We start from the raw sequence: 17,029 nt of genomic DNA on the forward strand, positions 1-17,029 counted from the left end.
TCTCGGCTCGTCAACTGCCCCGCAGTCAACCCGAGTTCGATGCGTGCGACCGGCATTCATATAACAATGATCGTCTATATAGACGCTCAGCTATGCTTCGGCGCCGCTACATCCTCCGTACACCCGTGGTTCATATAGTCAAAGTTCGATCCAAGGTGTTTCAAGGGAGCTCCGCTCCAGGCGGATCTCCTCAGCGGCCGGCCCAACGCACCGGCCCGACCTCAGGGATCGGGAAACATGAACGCGACCAGTGGTTCGAGAAGGTTAGTCGGGGGAGCAGCGTTGGCATGTGCCGCGGCTCTCACCTTGAGCGCCTGCGGGGGTGGTGACGCGGGCGAGGATTCCGGGTCCGGTGACGGCAAGAGCCTCTCGGGCACGGTCAAGGTGGACGGCTCGAGCACCGTCGCCCCGCTGACCACGGCGGCAGCCGAGATCTTCGCCGAGGAGCAGCCCAAGGTCCGCGTCACGGTGGGCACATCGGGCACCGGCGGCGGCTTCGAGAAGTTCTGCAACGGCGAGACCGACATCTCCGATGCCTCCCGTCCCATCAAGGACGAGGAGAAGGCGGCCTGCGCGAAGAAGAGCATCACCTACGAAGAATTCCAGGTCGCCAACGACGCGCTGACGGTGGTGGTGAACAAGGACGCCGACTGGGTGGACTGTCTGACCGTCGAGCAGTTGAAGAAGATGTGGGAACCCAAGTCCAAGGTGAACAACTGGAACCAGATCGACCCGAAATTCCCCGATCAGCCGCTGAAGCTGTTCGGTGCGGGCACCGACTCGGGCACCTTCGACTACTTCACCGAGGCGATCAACGGCGAGGAAGGCGCGTCGCGCACCGACTACTCGCCGTCCGAGGACGACAACGTCACCGTGCAGGGCGTCGCCGGCTCCAAGGGCGGGCTCGGCTACTTCGGCTTCTCCTACTTCGAGGAGAACACCGACAAGCTCAAGGCCCTGAAGATCGACGGCGGCAAGGGCTGCGTGGCACCCGGCGTCGAGACCGCGCAGAGCGGCGAGTACGCCCCGCTGTCCCGGCCGCTCTTCATCTACCCCAACGCCAAGTCCCTGGACCGCGAAGAGGTGCTGTCCTTCGTCGAGTACTACGTCGAGAACAACGAATCCATCGCCAAGGACGCGAAGTTCATCCCGCTCAACCAGAAGCAGGAGGACGAGCTCAAGGGCGACCTCGACAAGCTGAAGGCGTCGGCGAAGTGAGCGCACCGTCTGGCTCGCCCGCCCTGCGCCCGCCGGGGCGGCCGTCCCTGCGCAGGGCCCGTCCGCGCTATGGCGAACGGGCCATCCAGGCCCTGCTGTTGCTGGCCGCCCTGGTGTCCGTCGCCACGACCGCCGGGATCGTGATCTCGCTGATTCCGCCCACCGCCGAGTTCCTCGAACGAGTGGACATCGGCGAGTTCCTGGGCGGCACCGAATGGACCGCGCTGTTCACCAAGCCCGAGTACGGCGTCCTGCCGCTGCTCGGCGCCACCCTCCTGATCACCGTGATCGCGCTCCTGGTCGCGATTCCGGTCGGGCTCGGCTCGGCGATCTACCTCAGCGAGTACGCGAGCAGCCGGGTGCGCAAGGTGCTCAAGCCCGCCCTGGAGGTCCTGGCCGGTGTGCCGACCGTCGTCTACGGCTTCTTCGCCCTGAGCTTCGTCACGCCGCTGCTCCAGGACCACTGGCCGTTCGGCGAGGGGCCCGACTTCAACAACGCCCTGTCCGCCGGGCTCGTCATGGGTGTCATGATCATCCCGACCATCGCCTCGCTCTCGGAGGACGCCATGGCCGCCGTGCCCGACGCCCTGCGCGACGGCGCCTACGCGCTCGGCTCGGGCAAACGCATCGTGTCCGTACGCGTGGTGGTGCCCGCGGCCCTGTCGGGCATCGTCGCCGCGTGCGTCCTGGGCATCTCCCGCGCGATCGGCGAGACGATGATCGTCGCGATCGCGTCCGGGAACCGGGCCACGCTCAGCTTCAACCCGCTGGACGCGATGCAGACCATGACCGGGTTCATCGCCCAGGCCGGCTCCGGCGACATCCCGGTCCAGTCCTTCGAGTACAAGACCATCTTCGCCGTCGGCGCCCTGCTGTTCGTCATCACCTTCGTGATGAACATGATCAGCATCCGCCTGGTGCGCAAGTACCGGGAGGTGTACGAATGACCGGCATCCGCGTCACCGAGCCGCCGGCGCACGCCGAGCCCCGCAAGCTGGCGGGACCGCGCTTCCGGCCCGGCGAAGCCGCCTTCCGCGCGCTGCTGCTGTGCTGCCTGGCCGTGGGGGTCATCTTCCTGGGCGTGCTGCTCACCTATGTCCTGGTCGAGGCCTGGCCGCGCCTGGACTCCCGGCTGTGGACCAACTTCCCCTCCATCCGCCGCCCCGAGCGCGCGGGCGCCCAGTCCGCGATCTTCGGCACGATCTGGGTGGTCGCCTTCACCGCGCTGTTCTGCCTGCCGACCGGCGTCATGGCCGCCATCTACCTGGAGGAGTACGCCGATCCCAGCCGCTGGTACAACCGGCTCATCGAGCTGAACATCCAGAACCTGGCCGCCGTGCCCTCGATCATCTACGGCATCCTGGGCCTTGGCCTGCTCGCCCGCCAACTCGCCCTCGGCACCACGGTACTGACGGCGGCACTCACCCTGTCCCTGCTCGTCCTGCCGGTCGTCATCATCGCCTCCCGGGAAGCGATCCGGGCCGTGCCCCAGTCGATCCGGCAGGCGTCGCTCGCCCTGGGCGCGACCCAGTGGCAGACCATCCGCCGCCAGGTGCTGCCCGCTGCGGTGCCCGGCATCGCGACCGGGTCGATCCTGGCCCTGTCCCGCGCCATCGGAGAGGCCGCGCCGCTGCTGCTGCTCGGTGCGGTGACGTACGTGGCGTTCAACCCGGAGGGCCTGGAGAGCGCGTACACCGTCCTGCCCATCCAGATCTTCGGCTGGATCAGCCAGTCCCGCGAGGAGTTCCACCACCTGGCCGCCGCCGCGATCATCATCCTGCTCGCCATCCTCCTCGTCATGAACGCGGCCGCGATCTGGCTGCGCAACCGCTTCAGCAAGCGCTGGTGACCCTGATGAACCATGAATCCGCCCCCGCCCCCGCCACGCACCCGCAAGAACCGGTGCCCGACCTCGCCAAGCAGGATGCGTCCGAGGGCCGCTCCCTGACCCTCGCCATCGGCGACCGCCGCCGCGGCAGGCCCACGCCCTCCCTGGACGATCCGGTCTTCCACATCTCCGACCTGGATGTCTGGTACGCCGAGCACCAGGCGGTCCGCGACGTGACACTGACCATCGGCCGCCGCCAGATCACCGCGATGATCGGCCCTTCCGGCTGCGGCAAGTCGACCGTCATCCGCTGCCTGAACCGGATGAACGACCTCATACCCGGTGCCCGCGTGACCGGCAAGGTCGTCTACTACGGAGAGAACCTCTACGACGCGGAAGTCGACCCCATCGAGGTCCGCCGCCGCATCGGCATGGTCTTCCAGAAGCCCAACCCGTTCCCCAAGTCGATCTACGACAACATCGCCTACGGGCCGCGCGTGAACGGCATGAAGGGCAACCTCGACGACCTCGTGGAGGAGGCACTGACCGGCGCCGCGCTCTGGGACGAGGTCAAGGACAAGCTCAAGGCCAGCGCCCTGGCCCTCTCCGGCGGACAGCAGCAGCGGCTGTGCATCGCGCGGGCCATCGCCGTCCGGCCCGAGGTGATCCTGATGGACGAACCCTGCTCCGCCCTCGACCCGATCGCCACCGCGCGCATCGAGGACCTGATGGCGGAGCTTGCGTCGGAGTTCACCATCGTCATCGTCACGCACAACATGCAGCAGGCGGCGCGGATCTCCGACTACACCGCCTTCTTCACCGCGGACGTGGACACCAAGGGCGTCCGGCACGGGCGCCTGGTCGAGTACGACACCACCGAGAAGATCTTCGAGAACCCGGCCGACCCGCGCACCGAGGACTACATCACCGGCCGCTTCGGATAAGGGGGTGGCCCGATGCCGCAGCCCGGAGTGCGACGGCCGCCGAGCCGTCTGCCCGCCGCACCCGCGCTGTTGCTGGCCGAGGGCGACGAGGCGGTCGCCGCCGAGGTGATCGCAGGACTCGCCGCCGAAGGCATCAAGGTCACCGAGTGCCGCGACGGTGCCGAAGTCCTGCTGCGGGCCGGCCTGGAGCGCCCCTCCCTGGTGCTCCTGGGCGCCCCGCTGCCCGTCGTCGACGCGGCGGCGGTCACCGAACTCCTCAGCCGCTTCTGCCCTTTGACGGTGGTGGTCGGAGTCGGCGGGCAGGTCGCCGAGGAGGCGGTGGCCGCCCTGAACGCCGGAGCGGTCGCCGCCGTCGCGCGCCCCTACCGCCTCGCCGAGATCCTGCCGCTGCTGTGGCGGGTGTCCGCCGCCGGGCGGGGGCCGGGCGAGCGGCTCGTGGTGGGTGACATCGAACTCGACGGGGCCGGCATGCACGTCCGCGTACGCGGACGGCAACTGCACCTGCCACTCCGGGAGTTCCAAGTCCTGGACTATCTGATGCAGCACGCCGGTCAGGTCGTGCGCCGCCAGCAGATCCTGCGCGATCTGTGGGGCGGTGAACTCACCGACACCAACACGCTCACCGTCCACATCAAGCGCCTGCGCGCGAAGCTCGCTTCGGTGCCCGGCAGTTGCTGCACCATCGACACCGTCCGCGGGCTCGGCTACCGCCTGGAGTGCCCGGGCGGCGACCACGCCCGCTGACGGCGAGAATGCCGGATCATGGCAGGGTGATCCCCTTGCCCGACCCCTTGCCCGCCCCCGCGTCCGTCCCCGTGCTCTCCCGCACGGTCCGGCACCTCGTGGCCCTCGACGCGGCCTCCGGCGCGAGCCGCGCGCTGCCCGCCGTGCGCGAGGCCGTGCGGCGCGTCCCGGAGCTGGCCGCGGCGCCCGGCACCCTCCGCGGCCGGGACAGCGACCGGCTGTCGGCGCTCGCCGAACTGGGCGAGGTCATCGGGTGGATCCTCTTCGACGCGGGCTTCTACCGCCAGGCCCACCGGATGAACGCCCGCGCGCTGGCCCTGGCGGAGCTCTGCGGTGACCGCTGGACGGCACGCTTCGTCCTGCTGAACGACAGCATGCTCCAGGCCCATACGGGAGCGCCGCGCACCGCCCTGCAGGCAGCGGCACGCGTGCGCGGGACGCGCGCTCTGCCCGCCAGGGTCGGCAGCCTCGTCATGATCCGCCGGGCGCATGCCGTCGCCATGCTGGGCGGGCACCGGGACGCCCTGGACCTGATGTCCCGCGCCCGGAGCCTGTTCCTGGACGGTGTCTCGCGCCGCGACCCGACGTGGGCCTGGTGGATCGACCGGACCGAGCTGCTCGGCCATCAGGGCTGGGTCCATGCGCGACTGCACCAGTGGGACAAGGCCATCCCCCTTCTGTCCGAGGTTCTGCACGAGGCGACCGCGGTACCCGGCCCCTCCTACCGCAACCTGTTCACCGCGAAGCTCCTGTCGGTTCTGGCGCGCGCCGGAGCCTGGAGAGAGGCGGAGGATCTCATCGCCGAGCTCGCTCCCCGCGTCGCCCGCACCGGGTCGGCGCGGACGACCGAGGTACTGGAACGGACGGCGTCCGGGCTGCTGGGGAGGCCCGGCACCCCGCGACCGCTGCGGGAGGCGGCGATGTTCCTGCGGGAGTGCCTGCCCGCGCCCGGCATCCTCACCCCGGGTCCGCCGCCTGCGCGGCCCTGACGTCGACCACGAATTTCCCGCGCACTCCGCCCGCCTCCAGCGCGCGGTGTGCGGCGGCGATGTCGGCCAGCGGATACACCGTGTCGACGACGGGGCGGATCGCACCGCTCTCCGTCAACCGGGTCAGCTCCGCGAAGAGCGGATGACCGGGGTTGCCGCTGAAGAACCGCACCCGCCGCGGCCCGAACACCGTGGAGCCTGCGATGTAGGCGAGCGACGCGGCCATACGCCGGGAGTCGAACGTGACCGACACCATGCGGCCTCCCGGCGCAAGCAGCCGCCGGTACGTGCCCAACTCCGAGCCGACCGCGTCCAGTACGACATCGAAGGGCCCCAGACCGGCCGCGCCGGTGGTCGCGTAGTCGAAGGCCTCATCGGCCCCGAGGTCCCGCACGAAGTCGAGGTTCCTTGCCCCCGCGAGCGCCGTGACATGTGCCCCGTACGCCCGCCCGAGCTGGACGGCCGCACTCCCGACACCGCCGCTCGCGCCCCGCACGAGGAGCCGCTCGCCCGCCGCGAGACGCGCCTTGTCCCGCAGCGCCGTGATCACTGTCGTGCCGACGCCCGGCAGGGCCGCGGCCCGGACCAGATCGAGACCGGCCGGTGCCAGGGCCAGCTGCCGGGGGCGTACGGTCACGAACTCCGCGGCGCTGCCGAAGCCCCGGGACCGTGCCAGGGCTCCCCACACCCGGTCGCCCTCCCTGAGGCCGGGCACCGCGGAACCCAGGGCCGCCACCTCGCCGCTGAAGTCGATCCCCGTGCGCTTGGGGAAGCCCCGCCCGGTCAGCTCGGTCACCAGCCGTACCTTCCCCGCTCGGCCCATCAGTTCGCCGCCGTTCACGCTGGCGCCGTGGACGCGCACCAGCACTTCGCCCGGAGTCACGACCGGCTTGGGGACCGTGCCTTCGTACAGGACCTCCGGAGAGCCGTAGCTGTCGTACAGCGCCGCACGCATGTCACTCATCGTTTCCGTATCCCTGTCTGTGCCCGTCGGATGTCACTGTCAGCGACGCTAACGCGCTAAACGGAGAGGATCGTCCACTTGAGCTAATGTGAGAAACATGCCTGCTGATTCCTCTCGGATGCGGCCGACGACCGACCTCGCGCCGCCCGCAGGCGCCGGGCTGCGCTCGGACGCACTCCACAACCGCCGCCTCGTCGTGGAGGCCGCCCGCGAACTGTTCGCCACGCGCGGCCTCGATGTGCCGATCGCCGCCATCGCCCGCCGGGCCGGCGTCGGCGTGGCCACGCTCTACCGCCGCTTTCCCACCCGGGACTCCCTGGTCACGGAAGTCTTCGCGGACCAGTTCGCGGCCTGCGTGGCAGTCGTGGACGACGCCCTCGCGGACCCCGACCCCTGGCACGGATTCCGCACGGTCATCGAGAAGGTGTGCGCCATGCACGTGGCCGACCGGGGATTCACCGCGGCGTTCGTGACGGCGTTCCCGGACGCGATCGACCACGAACAAGAACGCGCCCGCGCCGAGAGGGGCTTCGCACAGCTGGTGCGGCGCGCCAAGGACGCCGGCCGGCTGCGCGCCGACTTCGAGCCGGCGGACCTCGCGCTCCTCCTCATGGCCAACTGCGGCATCACCGTGGGTTCCGCCGATGCGGCGGAGGCCGCCTCCCGGCGCTTCGTCGCCTACCTCATCGATTCCTTCCGCGCCGACCGCACCGCCCCGCCCGAGCCCCTGCCGGCGCCGGTTCCGCTGGAGCTCCGCCACATAGGATCCGGCAGGTGAGACGACACATAGACTTCGAGCGCCTGCACAACTTCCGTGACCTGGGCGGCTATCGGACCTCCGACGGCCGCACGGTGCGCTGGGGACGCCTGTACCGTTCCGACTCGCTCGCCAAGCTGCAGGGCGCCGACTGGGAGCGTTTCCTCACGCTGGGAGTGCGCACGGTGATCGATCTGCGCTATCCCTGGGAGATCGAAGCCAAGGGACGGCTGCCCGAAGCGGAAGGGCTCGCCTACCTCAACCTCAGCGTGGAGCACCGCCCTTACGACCAGGCGGAGATCGACCCCGGTCTGGACCCCTGGCGCCATCTCGCCGACCGGTACGCGGAGGTCGCCGTCGACGGCGCCGGGGAACTCCACCAGGCACTCGAGACCATCGCGTCCGGCAGCGCCCCGCAGGTCTTCCACTGCGCCTCGGGCAAGGACCGCACCGGGCTGCTCGCCGCACTCGTCCTCTCGCTCCTCGGCGTGCCCGACGACGACATCGCCGCGGACTTCGCGCTGACCGAACTGGCCACCGACCGGCTGATCGCCGACTGGAAGGCGACTCACCCGAACCGGAACCTGAAGTGGCCCGGCTACGGGCGTGCGCCCGAAGAGATCATGCGCCTGTTCCTGTCCGACCTGACCGCCACCTACGGCTCGGTGCGGGACTACACGGTCGAGCAACTGGGTGTCGATGATTCCCTGACCGCACGCCTGCGCACACAACTGCTGGTCTGAGGCGCCGCGCTCACCCCCTGGGGGTGAGCTTCAGTGTCGACATTCAGCCTCCGTTCAGAGCCGCCACCCGGCGTATTGCGCCCGCGCCCCAGCCGTACGAAAGTCAAAGAGCCCTCTGCAGCGCGGAGTTGACGCCCCGCCCCGCGGGGGACCGCCCCGGACCCCGGCGGTAGATCACGCCTCTGATGTGAAGCGTGCCCGCCTGGCGGGCATCCCGCCGGGGGAGCCGGGACATGGACCAACGCGAACGCAGTGCGCTGACCGAACAAGAGTGCCGGGAGCTGTTGGCCTGTACCCCGGCCGCACGTCTCTCGGTGGTCCACCGCGGCCGTCCGTACATCGAACTGGTCGACCTGATACATCTCGACGGCGAGCCGGTGGCGCTGCTGTCCGACGACAGCGACATCGCCCGCGCCCTCTCGGTCGTCATCTCGCCGCGCAGGCTGGTCGCCATGCAGACCGACGACCTGAGCGATGCCCACCGCTGGGTGCGCTCCGTCACCGTCGTGGCCCGGCCCCGCTGGATCGTCAGCGTCGACGGGCTGCGCGCGTGCCGTCACGCCGCCGCGGCCTGCGGCCTGTACACCCCGCTGGACGCCTGGTTCCTGACCCTGACCCACCCCGCGCTCTCCGGACACCGCACCGCGGTGCGCGGCAGGCACCTGCGGCTCGCCGCGGCGCAGGCCCCCAGGAGCGCCGTCGCGCGGTGACCCGCACCTACGGCGGCGGGTCCGCCATCGGCAGGGGGCTCAGATCTGCGGGGCCCTGCTCGCCGCCCGGCCCCGGCCCGCGACCGGCACGCCGAGCGGGCGGGCCAGGCCCACCACGCCCTCGTCGAGGCGCTGCAGATGGCGCAGGACGCGGTAGGTGACCGTGCCCGTGCGCGGGGCGCCGTTGCCCTCGGCCTCCAGCATCGAGGCGATGCTGGCACCCGACTCGACCTCACCGGTGGCCTTGTCGTCGTCCACGTATTCGGAGATGACCTCGATGTTGCGGGCGATGCGCCGGCCGGCCCGCTCCAGACGGGGATCGGCGGCGACGTTCTTGCTGAAGGGCACGAGTTCGGCCGTCGCCGCCAGGGAACGGGCGTGGTAGGCGCAGGTCTCCAGGAGCGCGACCAGGTAGCGGGCGGTGCGGCGGCGGCCGCGCAGCGGGGTGATGGGGTGGGTCAGCGGCTGGATGGAGGCGCGCAGATCGTCCAGCGCGGTGTCCAGGTCCCGGGCCTTGTCCAGGAGATCGGCCGCCGGGCCGCCGCTGAGCTGCTCGACCGACGCGGAGATGACGTCGGAGAGCCGGGTCAGGACGGTGTTGAGGAGTTCGTCGGTGCGGTGGTCGGTGTGCACCGGCAGCACGAGGACCGCCGCGATGATGCCGCAGGCGGCCCCCAGCGCGGTCTCCTCGATGCGCAGCCACAGCACGGCGAGGCTGTAGGTGTTCAGGAGCGTGTAGAGCAGGCCCAGCATCGCCGTGACGAAGAAGGACATGAGCGCGTAGGACAGGGGAGCGGTGAAGAACATCGCGAAGATGAAGAGCAGGACCAGGGCGAACGCCACCCAGGTGTGATTGCCGACCAGACCCGCGAGGGCCACCCCCGCGACCACTCCGAGCACCGTGCCCAGGAGCCGTCTGTATCCCTTGACCAGGATCTCGCCGGTGGAGGCGGTGTTGAGGAAGACGACCCAGCAGGTGAGCACCGCCCAGTACCAGCGCTGGGTGGAGAGGAACTCGCCGCCGATGATGGCCAGGGTCGAGCCCACCGCGACCTGGAAGGCGGCCCTGGTGGTGGGGCGCCGCAGCCCGGTGCGGTCGTCCTCGTCGGTTTCGGCGGCCTCCTCGGCGCCGACGATCGCGATGTCCTCGGCGTCGAACTCCTCGCGGGAGCGGGTCGTCGCCGGTGAGTCGTCGGACTCGTCCTGGGGCCCGTCGAGGGCGAGCCGCAGGCCGAGCACGGCGCGGGCGGCCTCACCGATGCCGCGGAAGACGTCCTGGACGGCCATCGAGGCGCGCGGCAGATTCTCCTCGTCGCGGTAGCCGAGCAGCCGGTTGCGCACGTGGGCCAGGGCGGTGCCCCGGTCGTCGGCGACGGGGCGGCCCACGAGCAGGTGCAGTGCGTTCAGGTCGCGGCGCAGGGTGACGGTCGCGTCGTCCTCGGCGCGGATGCGGGTTCCGGTGGCCGGTACGGGGGCGTGCGGCAGATGCAGGGTGAGGGTGTCCGCGCGTTCGGCGCTGCGCGCGTTCAGAAGGAGTACGCCGAGACGTTCGGCGGCGATCTCGGCGTCCGCCACGCGGCGTTGGACGAGGGTCGCGGTGGCCGCGTCGGGGGTGCCTTCCTCCAGGCGGCCCTGGATCATCAGGGCGGTCTCGTGGAGCCGTGCGGTGCCCCGCCGCAGTTCGCCCAGGACCTTCTCCAACTGCTCGGGCGTGGCATCCAGGAGCTCTGTCTGGGTGGCCACCAGCTGCGCGAGCCGGGCCCGGAAGGCGACGCGCAGCCGTGCCAGGTCCCGCCCGGGTGTCTCGGGTACGACGGCGAACCGTACGACGGCGCTGCACGCGAAGGCGACGGCCAGGGCCAGATACAGGCTGGGCAGCGCGGACGTGGTGGCGCCCACGAACAGCGAGACGAAGTAGACCTGAAAGCCGATCAGGCCGAGGGCCGTGCCCCGGTCGCCGAACCGGCGGCTGTAGACGGCGCCGAAGATCAGCGCGATGAAGAAGATGTCGCCCGCGATGACCTGATCGCTCAGCAGCGCCCCCAGGGAGATCGCCGCCATCGCGACGGGCAGCCCGAGCGCGACCGTGATCGCCTGGCCGCGCACCTCCTTCTCCTTGATGGCGAAGGTGGAGACCATCGCGGTCATCGCGCCCGCGACCATGTGGGTGACATCGGTGCCGAGCAATGCGAGGACGACGAGCGTCAGTGCGATCGCGCCGACCGTCCGCAGCCCCGCCATCAGTCGCAGGAGCCCGGGGTCCGATGCCAAGAAACGGTCCCATGTGCCGGACCTGGTCCGCCGTGTCACTGCGCTCACACCCTCATCGCCGCTGTTCAAGGCGAGATTCTGTCATGGCGGGTGCAACCGGGGGCCGAGGGTTCACAGCGTGATACGGCCCCCGGGGCACGCGTCAGCGGGGCGCTCCCGCGCGCAGTCCGTCCATGACCAGATCCAGGAGGCGCCCGGCGCGCGTCTGCCAGTCGCCGTGCGGGTCGATCTGCCAGAGGCCCGCGATGGCGAGCAGGAAGTCGTCGGGGGTGAGGCCGGGGCGGATGGTGCCGGCCTCTTCGTTCGCCTTCAGCAGGAGGGTGACGGCCGAGGTCACCGGGCCGTGCCCGACTCCGGCCAGCGTGCCCTGCGTGCTGGTGGCCTTGCGCATCGCGTCGGCCAGACCGGCCTTGGCCATGGCGTACTGCGCGAGGCGGTCCATCCATTCGCGCAGGGCCTGGTCGGGCGGGCGGGTCTGCAGCAGCTGGCAGGCGGTGTCGGCGACCTGCTGCACTTCGTAGCGGTAGACCTCGAGGACGAGTGCCTCGCGGTTGGGGAAGTTGCGGTAGAACGTGCCCTGCCCGACGCACGCCTTCTTGGCGATCGCGCTCAGCGGGGCGTCCGCCGAATGGGTCAGCTCGGCCAGTGCGACTTCCAGGATGCGCTCGCGATTGCGCTGCGCGTCCGAGCGCAGCTGTGCGTCCTTCTTCTGGTGCACCCGTCCTCCTTCCGGGAATCGCGGGGCGCTCTTGCTAAGCGGACAACTGTCCGTTAAGTTTTGAGGCTAACGGACAGCTGTCCGCTTAGGGTCACCATACCGGCAGACGCGGCCGGTGGGGATGGTCGGTCGCGATCGCCGTGCACCGCCCGCCCCCGCCGCACACGCCACAGGTGCCCTGAGCCGACCCCCCTCACGCACAGCGCCACCCCCGCCCCGGACTCTGCGCCGGGGACACCCCACGAAGCTCCCCCCGCACACGTGACAAAAGCTGACAGAAGCGAAAGAAGGCTGATCGTGGCCCTATCGACGTCCAGCGCCATCACCCTGAACATCAACGGCGAAAAGCACACGCTGCCCGTCGACCACCGCACCACCCTGCTCGACGCCCTGCGCGAGCGCCTCGATCTGACTGGCACCAAGAAGGGCTGTGACCAAGGGCAGTGCGGCGCCTGCACGGTGCTGATCGACGGCCGCCGCGCCGTCTCCTGCCTGCAACTGGCCGTCGCCTCCGAGGGGCGGGAGATCACCACCATCGAGGGCGTGGCGCAGGGAGACCAACTGCACCCGGTGCAGCAGGCGTTCCTCGACCTCGACGGATATCAGTGCGGCTACTGCACGCCGGGACAGGTCTGTTCGGCCATCGCGGTCATCGAGGAGCACGCGGCGGGCTGGCCCAGCGCCGCCACCACCGACGTGCGGCCCGAGGCGGGCGTCCCGGAGCTGAGCGCCGACGAGATCCGCGAACGCATGAGCGGCAACCTGTGCCGCTGCGGCGCGTATGTGTCGATCGTCCAGGCGGTCGCGCAGGCGGCAGCCGCCAAGACCGAGGGTACGGAGGCCGCGGCATGAGGGAATTCGGATACGAGCGGGCCATCGACGTCCCCGGCACGGTCGCGCTGCTCGGCGCCGACCCCGACGCACGCGTCCTGGGCGGCGGCACGAACCTCGTCGACCTGATGAAGACCGGCGTGGAGCGGCCCGGACTGCTCATCGACGTACGCGAGCTGCCCCTGGACCGCATCGAGGTCACGGACGACGGCGGGCTGCGGATCGGCGCGACCGTCACCAACAGCGACCTGGCGGTCCATCCCGAAGTGCGCCGCCGCTACCCCGCCTTGGCCGAAGCCGTCCTGGCCGGGGCATCGGGCCAGCTGCGCAACATGGCCACCGTCGGCGGAAACCTGCTCCAGCGCACCCGCTGCGGCTACTTCGCCGACCTGTCCAAACCCTGCAACAAACGCGACCCCGGCAGCGGTTGCCCCGCCGTCGGGGGAGAGCACCACAACCACGCCATCCTCGGCGCCACCGAGCACTGCGTGGCCGTGCACCCCTCCGACATGGGCGTGGCCCTCGCCGCCTTCGACGCCGTCATCTCCTACGAGACGGCCGAGGGCACCGGCGAACTGCCGCTCGCGGACTTCTACCTGGCCGTGGGCAGCACCCCGCACCTGGAGACCGCGCTGCCCTCCGGCGCGCTGATCACCGGCATCACCCTGCCGCCCGCCCCGGTCGCCGCCCACTCCCGCTACCGCAAGGTGCGCGAGCGCGCCTCGTACGCCTTCGCGATCGGCTCGATCGCCGCCGCGCTCGACGTCAAGGACGGCACCGTACGCGAAGTGCGCCTGGCCTTCGGCGCGGTGGCCTCAAGGCCCTGGCGTGCCCGTGCCGCCGAGCAGGCCCTGACCGGCGGCCCCGCGACCGCCGAAGCCTTCGCCGCCGCCGCGGACGCCGAACTGGCCGCCGCCAAGGCGCTGCCCGACAACGGCTACAAGGTGACGCTGATGCGCAACCTCGTCGTCGCCCTGCTGACCGAGCTCACCGAGGAGGCCGGCCGATGACGGCGCGGACCACGACGACCACGTCCCCCGCGGCGACGGGCGCCGCCGGCATCTCGTACACCCGCGTGGAGGGCCGGGACAAGGTCACCGGCGCGGCCCGGTACGCGGGAGAGATCCCCTACACCGAACTCGCGCACGGCTGGCTGGTCCTGTCCACCATCGCCCGCGGCAAGATCCGCTCCGTCGAGTCCGACCCCGTCCGCACGATGCCCGGCGTCCTGGCCGTCCTGCACCACGGCAACGCGCCGCGCGTCGACAGCGACTACGTCGGCGTGCTGGGCAAGCCCGACCCGATCGTCGAGGTCTTCCAGCACGACCGGATCCCCTTCGTCGGCTGGCCGGTGGCCCTGGTCGTCGCCGAGTCCTCCGAGCAGGCACGCGAGGCCGCCGAGGCCCTGGTGGTGCGCTACGAGGAGGAGACGCACGACGTCGCCTTCAGCTCCGCGCACCCCGGCACGTACCTGCCCGAGGGCGACGGCATGCTGATGGAGAAGGGCGACCTGGAGGCCGAACTCGCCGCCTCCGCCCATGTGGTGGACCACGAGTACACCACCCCCGAAGAGCACCACGGCTCGATGGAACCGCACGCGGCGATGGCGCGCTGGGACAACGGACGCCTTGAAGTCGTCGACTCCAACCAGGGCACCGGGTGGGTCGCCGACGAACTGGCGAAGCTGTTCTCGCTCGACCCGGACTCGGTACGGGTGCGCTCCGAGCACGTCGGCGGCGCCTTCGGCTCCAAGGGCCTGCGCGTGCACCAGATCCTCGCCGTGATGGCGGCGACCCAGCTCGACCGCCCGGTCCGGGTCGTCATCACCCGGCGCCAGCTGTTCTCGCTCACCGGCTACCGCAGCCCCACCGCGCAGCGCGTGCGCCTGGGCGCGGACGCCGACGGGCGGCTGCGCGCCGTCGACCACCAGGGCTACAGCCTCACCTCGACGGTCCATGAGTTCGTCGAGACCAGCGCCGGGTTCGGGCGTCCGATGTACGCCTCCGACGCCCATCGCAGCGTCAACCGCGTGGTGCGCCTCGACGTGCCGACGCCGACCTACATGCGCGCGCCCGGCGAGGCTCCGGGCTCCTTCGCCCTGGAGTCCGCGCTCGACGAACTCGCCGAGCAGTGCGGCGTGGACCCGATCGCGCTGCGCGCGCGCAACGAACCGGACGTGGGCCCGGTCTCCGGGCTGCCCTTCGCCAGCCGCAATCTCCTTGCCGCCTATAAGGAGGGCGCCCGCCGCTTCGGCTGGGCGGACCGCGACCCGCGTCCGGGCCTGCGGCGCGACGGGCGCTGGCTGCTGGGCACGGGCACGGCGTCCGCCACCTTCCCGGTGATCGTCGCGCCGTCCACGGCGGCCGCCACCGCGGAGGCCGACGGGACCTTCACCGTGCGGATCAACGCCGCGGACGTCGGTACGGGTGCGCGCACCGCGCTGACCCTGATCGCCGCGGAAGCCCTCGAGGTGCCCCGGGAGCGCATCCAGGTGCGCATCGGCGACAGCGATTTCGGCCCGGCGGCGATCTCCGGCGGCTCGATGGGCACCCGCTCCTGGGGCTGGGCGGTCCGCGTCGCGGTGGCCGAACTGCGCGAGCAACTGGCCCTGGGCGGCGACATCCCGCCGCAGGGGATCACCGTGCGCTCCGACACCAGTGCGGCCGTGGGCGCCCTGGCACAGAAGGAACGGCACTCCTTCGGGGCGCAGTTCGCCGAGGTCGCCGTCGACGTGACCACCGGCGAGGTGCGGGTGCGGCGCATGCTCGGCATCTTCGCCGCCGGCAAGATCGTCAACCCGCTGACCGCGCGCAGCCAGTTCGTCGGCGGCATGACCTGGGGCCTGTCCATGGCCCTGCACGAGGAGGCCCACCGGGACCAGGCGACCGGCGGCCACGTCGGCGCCGACTTCGCTGGCTACCACTTCGCCGCCAACGCCGACGTGCCCCTCATCGAGGCGGACTGGGTGGAGGACACCGACGCGGACGACCCGGTGAACATCAAGGGCATCGGCGAGATCGGCATCGTGGGCGCCGCCGCGGCGATCGCCAACGCGGTCTGGCACGCCACCGGGGTACGCCACCGCAGCCTGCCGATCCGGCCCGACCGGATCCTGAACGCGGGAGGAGCCCTGGATGCTTGACATCGCCGAGGCGCTGCACCGCTGGGTCGAGGAGGACCGGGCCTTCGCCGTCGCCACCGTCGTGACGGTGGGCGGCAGCGCCCCGCGCGATCCCGGCGCCGCCCTGGCCGTCGACAGCGAGGGCACGGCCATCGGCTCGGTCTCCGGCGGCTGCGTCGAAGGGGCGGTGTACGACCTGTGCATGCAGGCGCTCCAGGACGGCCGGGTGGTGCGCGAGCGCTTCGGCTACAGCGACGAGGACGCCTTCGCGGTCGGACTGACCTGCGGCGGCGAGCTCGAGGTCCTGGTCACCCCGCTGGGCACGGACGCGCCCGGCAGGCCGGTCTTCGCGGCGGCCCTCGCGGCCGCCGCGGGCGGCCGGGCGGCGGCGATCGCCCGCGTGGCCACCGGCCCGGCCGAACTCCTCGGCAGGGTCGTGCTCGTCCACTCCGACGGCTCGTACGAGGGAAGTCTGGACGGACATCCGGACCTCGACCGGACGGTGGTGGGCGAGACCCGCGCGATGCTGGACGTGGGCCGCACCGGCGAGTTCACCGTCTCGGAGAGCGGATCGCGCTGCGGGGAGCCGCTGACGCTGTTCGTGGAGTCGAGCGTGCCCCCGCCCCGCATGATCGTGTTCGGTGCGATCGACTTCGCGGCGGCCCTGGTGCGCACGGGCAAGTTCCTCGGCTACCACGTGACGGTGTGCGATGCGCGCCCGGTCTTCGCCACGCGGGCCCGCTTCCCGGGGGCCGATGACATTGTGGTCGACTGGCCGCACCGCTATCTGCGGGACACCGCCACCGACGGGCGCACGGTGTTGTGCGTACTGACCCATGACGCCAAGTTCGACATCCCGTTGCTGGAGGTGGCCCTGCGCCTGCCGGTCGCGTTCGTCGGCGCGATGGGATCGCGCCGCACCCACGAGGACCGCAACCGCCGGCTGCGCGAAGTCGGCATCAGCGAGGAGGAGTTGGCGCTTCTGCACTCCCCGATAGGGCTCGACCTCGGGGCCCGTACTCCCGAGGAGACCGCCCTGTCCATAGCGGCGGAGATCGTCGCGTCGCGGCGGGGCGGTACGGGGGTGCCGCTGACCGGCGCCGCGATGCCCATCCACCATGAGGCGGGGGCGGGCGGCTCCACCGCGGCCGCGTGATCTGACCGAGTGCAAGGGCGGCCGTGGTGCTCGCG

Annotated in this window: 16 protein-coding genes; 13 read left to right on the forward strand and 3 right to left on the reverse strand. The window is 71.2% G+C overall.

All coding sequences use genetic code 11. From position 1 onward, the window contains the following. Positions 1-282: 282 nt before the first annotated feature. The 6 genes from ACWFR3_RS18305 to ACWFR3_RS18330 are packed head-to-tail and all read left to right on the forward strand — an operon-like array spanning position 283 to position 5,723. A complete protein-coding gene (locus ACWFR3_RS18305; RefSeq protein WP_453735603.1) occupies positions 283-1,218 on the forward strand; it encodes a PstS family phosphate ABC transporter substrate-binding protein in 936 nt (311 codons plus the stop codon). Further along, on the forward strand, positions 1,215-2,165 hold the full coding sequence (pstC, locus tag ACWFR3_RS18310; RefSeq protein ID WP_453735604.1) for a phosphate ABC transporter permease subunit PstC: 951 nt from the start codon (positions 1,215-1,217) through the stop codon (positions 2,163-2,165). Before ACWFR3_RS18305 ends, pstC begins: the two co-directional genes overlap by 4 nt. After that, positions 2,162-3,067: a phosphate ABC transporter permease PstA gene (gene pstA / locus ACWFR3_RS18315; RefSeq protein WP_453735605.1), complete on the forward strand. Its 906-nt coding sequence runs from the start codon at positions 2,162-2,164 to the stop codon at positions 3,065-3,067. The genes pstC and pstA overlap by 4 nt, the downstream gene beginning before the upstream one ends. Before the next feature lie 5 nt (positions 3,068-3,072). Further along, on the forward strand, positions 3,073-3,990 hold the full coding sequence (pstB, locus tag ACWFR3_RS18320; RefSeq protein ID WP_453735606.1) for a phosphate ABC transporter ATP-binding protein PstB: 918 nt from the start codon (positions 3,073-3,075) through the stop codon (positions 3,988-3,990). A 12-nt stretch (positions 3,991-4,002) separates the two neighbouring features. Beyond that, positions 4,003-4,734, forward strand: a complete 732-nt coding sequence (locus tag ACWFR3_RS18325; RefSeq protein WP_453735607.1) for a winged helix-turn-helix transcriptional regulator — start codon at positions 4,003-4,005, stop codon at positions 4,732-4,734. Positions 4,735-4,769: 35 nt separating this feature from the next. Beyond that, positions 4,770-5,723 (forward strand): DNA-binding protein, encoded by a 954-nt coding sequence (locus ACWFR3_RS18330; RefSeq protein ID WP_453735608.1) that lies wholly within the window; start codon positions 4,770-4,772, stop codon positions 5,721-5,723. On the opposite strand, the gene ACWFR3_RS18335 is transcribed toward ACWFR3_RS18330, so the two are convergent. After that, the gene (locus ACWFR3_RS18335; protein WP_453735609.1) at positions 5,692-6,687 is read right to left on the reverse strand and encodes an NAD(P)-dependent alcohol dehydrogenase; all 996 of its coding nucleotides are present in this window, start codon (positions 6,685-6,687) and stop codon (positions 5,692-5,694) included. The genes ACWFR3_RS18330 and ACWFR3_RS18335 overlap by 32 nt on opposite strands. A 97-nt stretch (positions 6,688-6,784) precedes the next feature. Between ACWFR3_RS18335 and ACWFR3_RS18340 the strand changes: the two genes are divergently transcribed. The 3 genes from ACWFR3_RS18340 to ACWFR3_RS18350 all read left to right on the forward strand — a co-directional run bounded on the left by ACWFR3_RS18340 (position 6,785) and on the right by ACWFR3_RS18350 (position 8,897). Further along, positions 6,785-7,465 carry a TetR/AcrR family transcriptional regulator gene (locus ACWFR3_RS18340; protein WP_453735610.1) on the forward strand — a complete coding sequence of 227 codons (681 nt, stop codon included), beginning with the start codon at positions 6,785-6,787 and terminating at the stop codon, positions 7,463-7,465. After that, the gene (locus tag ACWFR3_RS18345; RefSeq protein WP_453735611.1) at positions 7,462-8,187 is read left to right on the forward strand and encodes a tyrosine-protein phosphatase; all 726 of its coding nucleotides are present in this window, start codon (positions 7,462-7,464) and stop codon (positions 8,185-8,187) included. The genes ACWFR3_RS18340 and ACWFR3_RS18345 overlap by 4 nt, the downstream gene beginning before the upstream one ends. A gap of 233 nt (positions 8,188-8,420) precedes the next feature. Continuing rightward, the gene (locus ACWFR3_RS18350; protein WP_453735612.1) at positions 8,421-8,897 is read left to right on the forward strand and encodes a hypothetical protein; all 477 of its coding nucleotides are present in this window, start codon (positions 8,421-8,423) and stop codon (positions 8,895-8,897) included. 39 nt (positions 8,898-8,936) lie between these two features. Here ACWFR3_RS18350 and ACWFR3_RS18355 read toward each other — a convergent pair whose 3' ends face one another. Both ACWFR3_RS18355 and ACWFR3_RS18360 read right to left on the reverse strand, forming a co-directional pair. Beyond that, entirely contained in the window at positions 8,937-11,138 is a 2,202-nt protein-coding gene (locus tag ACWFR3_RS18355) for an FUSC family protein (protein WP_453735625.1), read from the reverse strand. A 172-nt stretch (positions 11,139-11,310) separates the two neighbouring features. After that, positions 11,311-11,886, reverse strand: a complete 576-nt coding sequence (locus ACWFR3_RS18360) for a TetR/AcrR family transcriptional regulator (RefSeq protein ID WP_453735613.1) — start codon at positions 11,884-11,886, stop codon at positions 11,311-11,313. Between the two features lie 297 nt (positions 11,887-12,183). On the opposite strand from ACWFR3_RS18360, the gene ACWFR3_RS18365 reads away from it, so the two are divergent. From ACWFR3_RS18365 to ACWFR3_RS18380, 4 genes are read left to right on the forward strand one after another with little or no spacing between them, the layout of a single operon-like run. Continuing rightward, entirely contained in the window at positions 12,184-12,738 is a 555-nt protein-coding gene (locus ACWFR3_RS18365) for a 2Fe-2S iron-sulfur cluster-binding protein (protein ID WP_453735614.1), read from the forward strand. After that, on the forward strand, positions 12,735-13,727 hold the full coding sequence (locus tag ACWFR3_RS18370; protein WP_453735615.1) for an FAD binding domain-containing protein: 993 nt from the start codon (positions 12,735-12,737) through the stop codon (positions 13,725-13,727). The genes ACWFR3_RS18365 and ACWFR3_RS18370 overlap by 4 nt, the downstream gene beginning before the upstream one ends. Then, positions 13,724-15,859 (forward strand): xanthine dehydrogenase family protein molybdopterin-binding subunit, encoded by a 2,136-nt coding sequence (locus ACWFR3_RS18375; RefSeq protein WP_453735616.1) that lies wholly within the window; start codon positions 13,724-13,726, stop codon positions 15,857-15,859. Before ACWFR3_RS18370 ends, ACWFR3_RS18375 begins: the two co-directional genes overlap by 4 nt. Then, a complete protein-coding gene (locus ACWFR3_RS18380) occupies positions 15,852-16,994 on the forward strand; it encodes an XdhC family protein (protein ID WP_453735617.1) in 1,143 nt (380 codons plus the stop codon). The genes ACWFR3_RS18375 and ACWFR3_RS18380 overlap by 8 nt, the downstream gene beginning before the upstream one ends. The last annotated feature ends 35 nt before the right edge of the window (positions 16,995-17,029 follow it).

Source organism: Streptomyces sp. NPDC055189 (genome assembly GCF_053606765.1).

Coding starts and splice junctions, on each gene's coding strand:
- ACWFR3_RS18340 (WP_453735610.1), top strand. CDS start 6,785: ATGCCTGCTGATTCCTCTCGGATGCGGCCGACGACCGACCTCGCGCCG.
- ACWFR3_RS18380 (WP_453735617.1), top strand. CDS start 15,852: ATGCTTGACATCGCCGAGGCGCTGCACCGCTGGGTCGAGGAGGACCGG.
- ACWFR3_RS18350 (WP_453735612.1), top strand. CDS start 8,421: ATGGACCAACGCGAACGCAGTGCGCTGACCGAACAAGAGTGCCGGGAG.
- ACWFR3_RS18370 (WP_453735615.1), top strand. CDS start 12,735: ATGAGGGAATTCGGATACGAGCGGGCCATCGACGTCCCCGGCACGGTC.
- ACWFR3_RS18325 (WP_453735607.1), top strand. CDS start 4,003: ATGCCGCAGCCCGGAGTGCGACGGCCGCCGAGCCGTCTGCCCGCCGCA.
- ACWFR3_RS18375 (WP_453735616.1), top strand. CDS start 13,724: ATGACGGCGCGGACCACGACGACCACGTCCCCCGCGGCGACGGGCGCC.
- pstA (WP_453735605.1), top strand. CDS start 2,162: ATGACCGGCATCCGCGTCACCGAGCCGCCGGCGCACGCCGAGCCCCGC.
- ACWFR3_RS18355 (WP_453735625.1), bottom strand. CDS start 11,138: ATGGCGGGGCTGCGGACGGTCGGCGCGATCGCACTGACGCTCGTCGTC.
- pstB (WP_453735606.1), top strand. CDS start 3,073: ATGAACCATGAATCCGCCCCCGCCCCCGCCACGCACCCGCAAGAACCG.
- ACWFR3_RS18335 (WP_453735609.1), bottom strand. CDS start 6,687: ATGAGTGACATGCGTGCGGCGCTGTACGACAGCTACGGCTCTCCGGAG.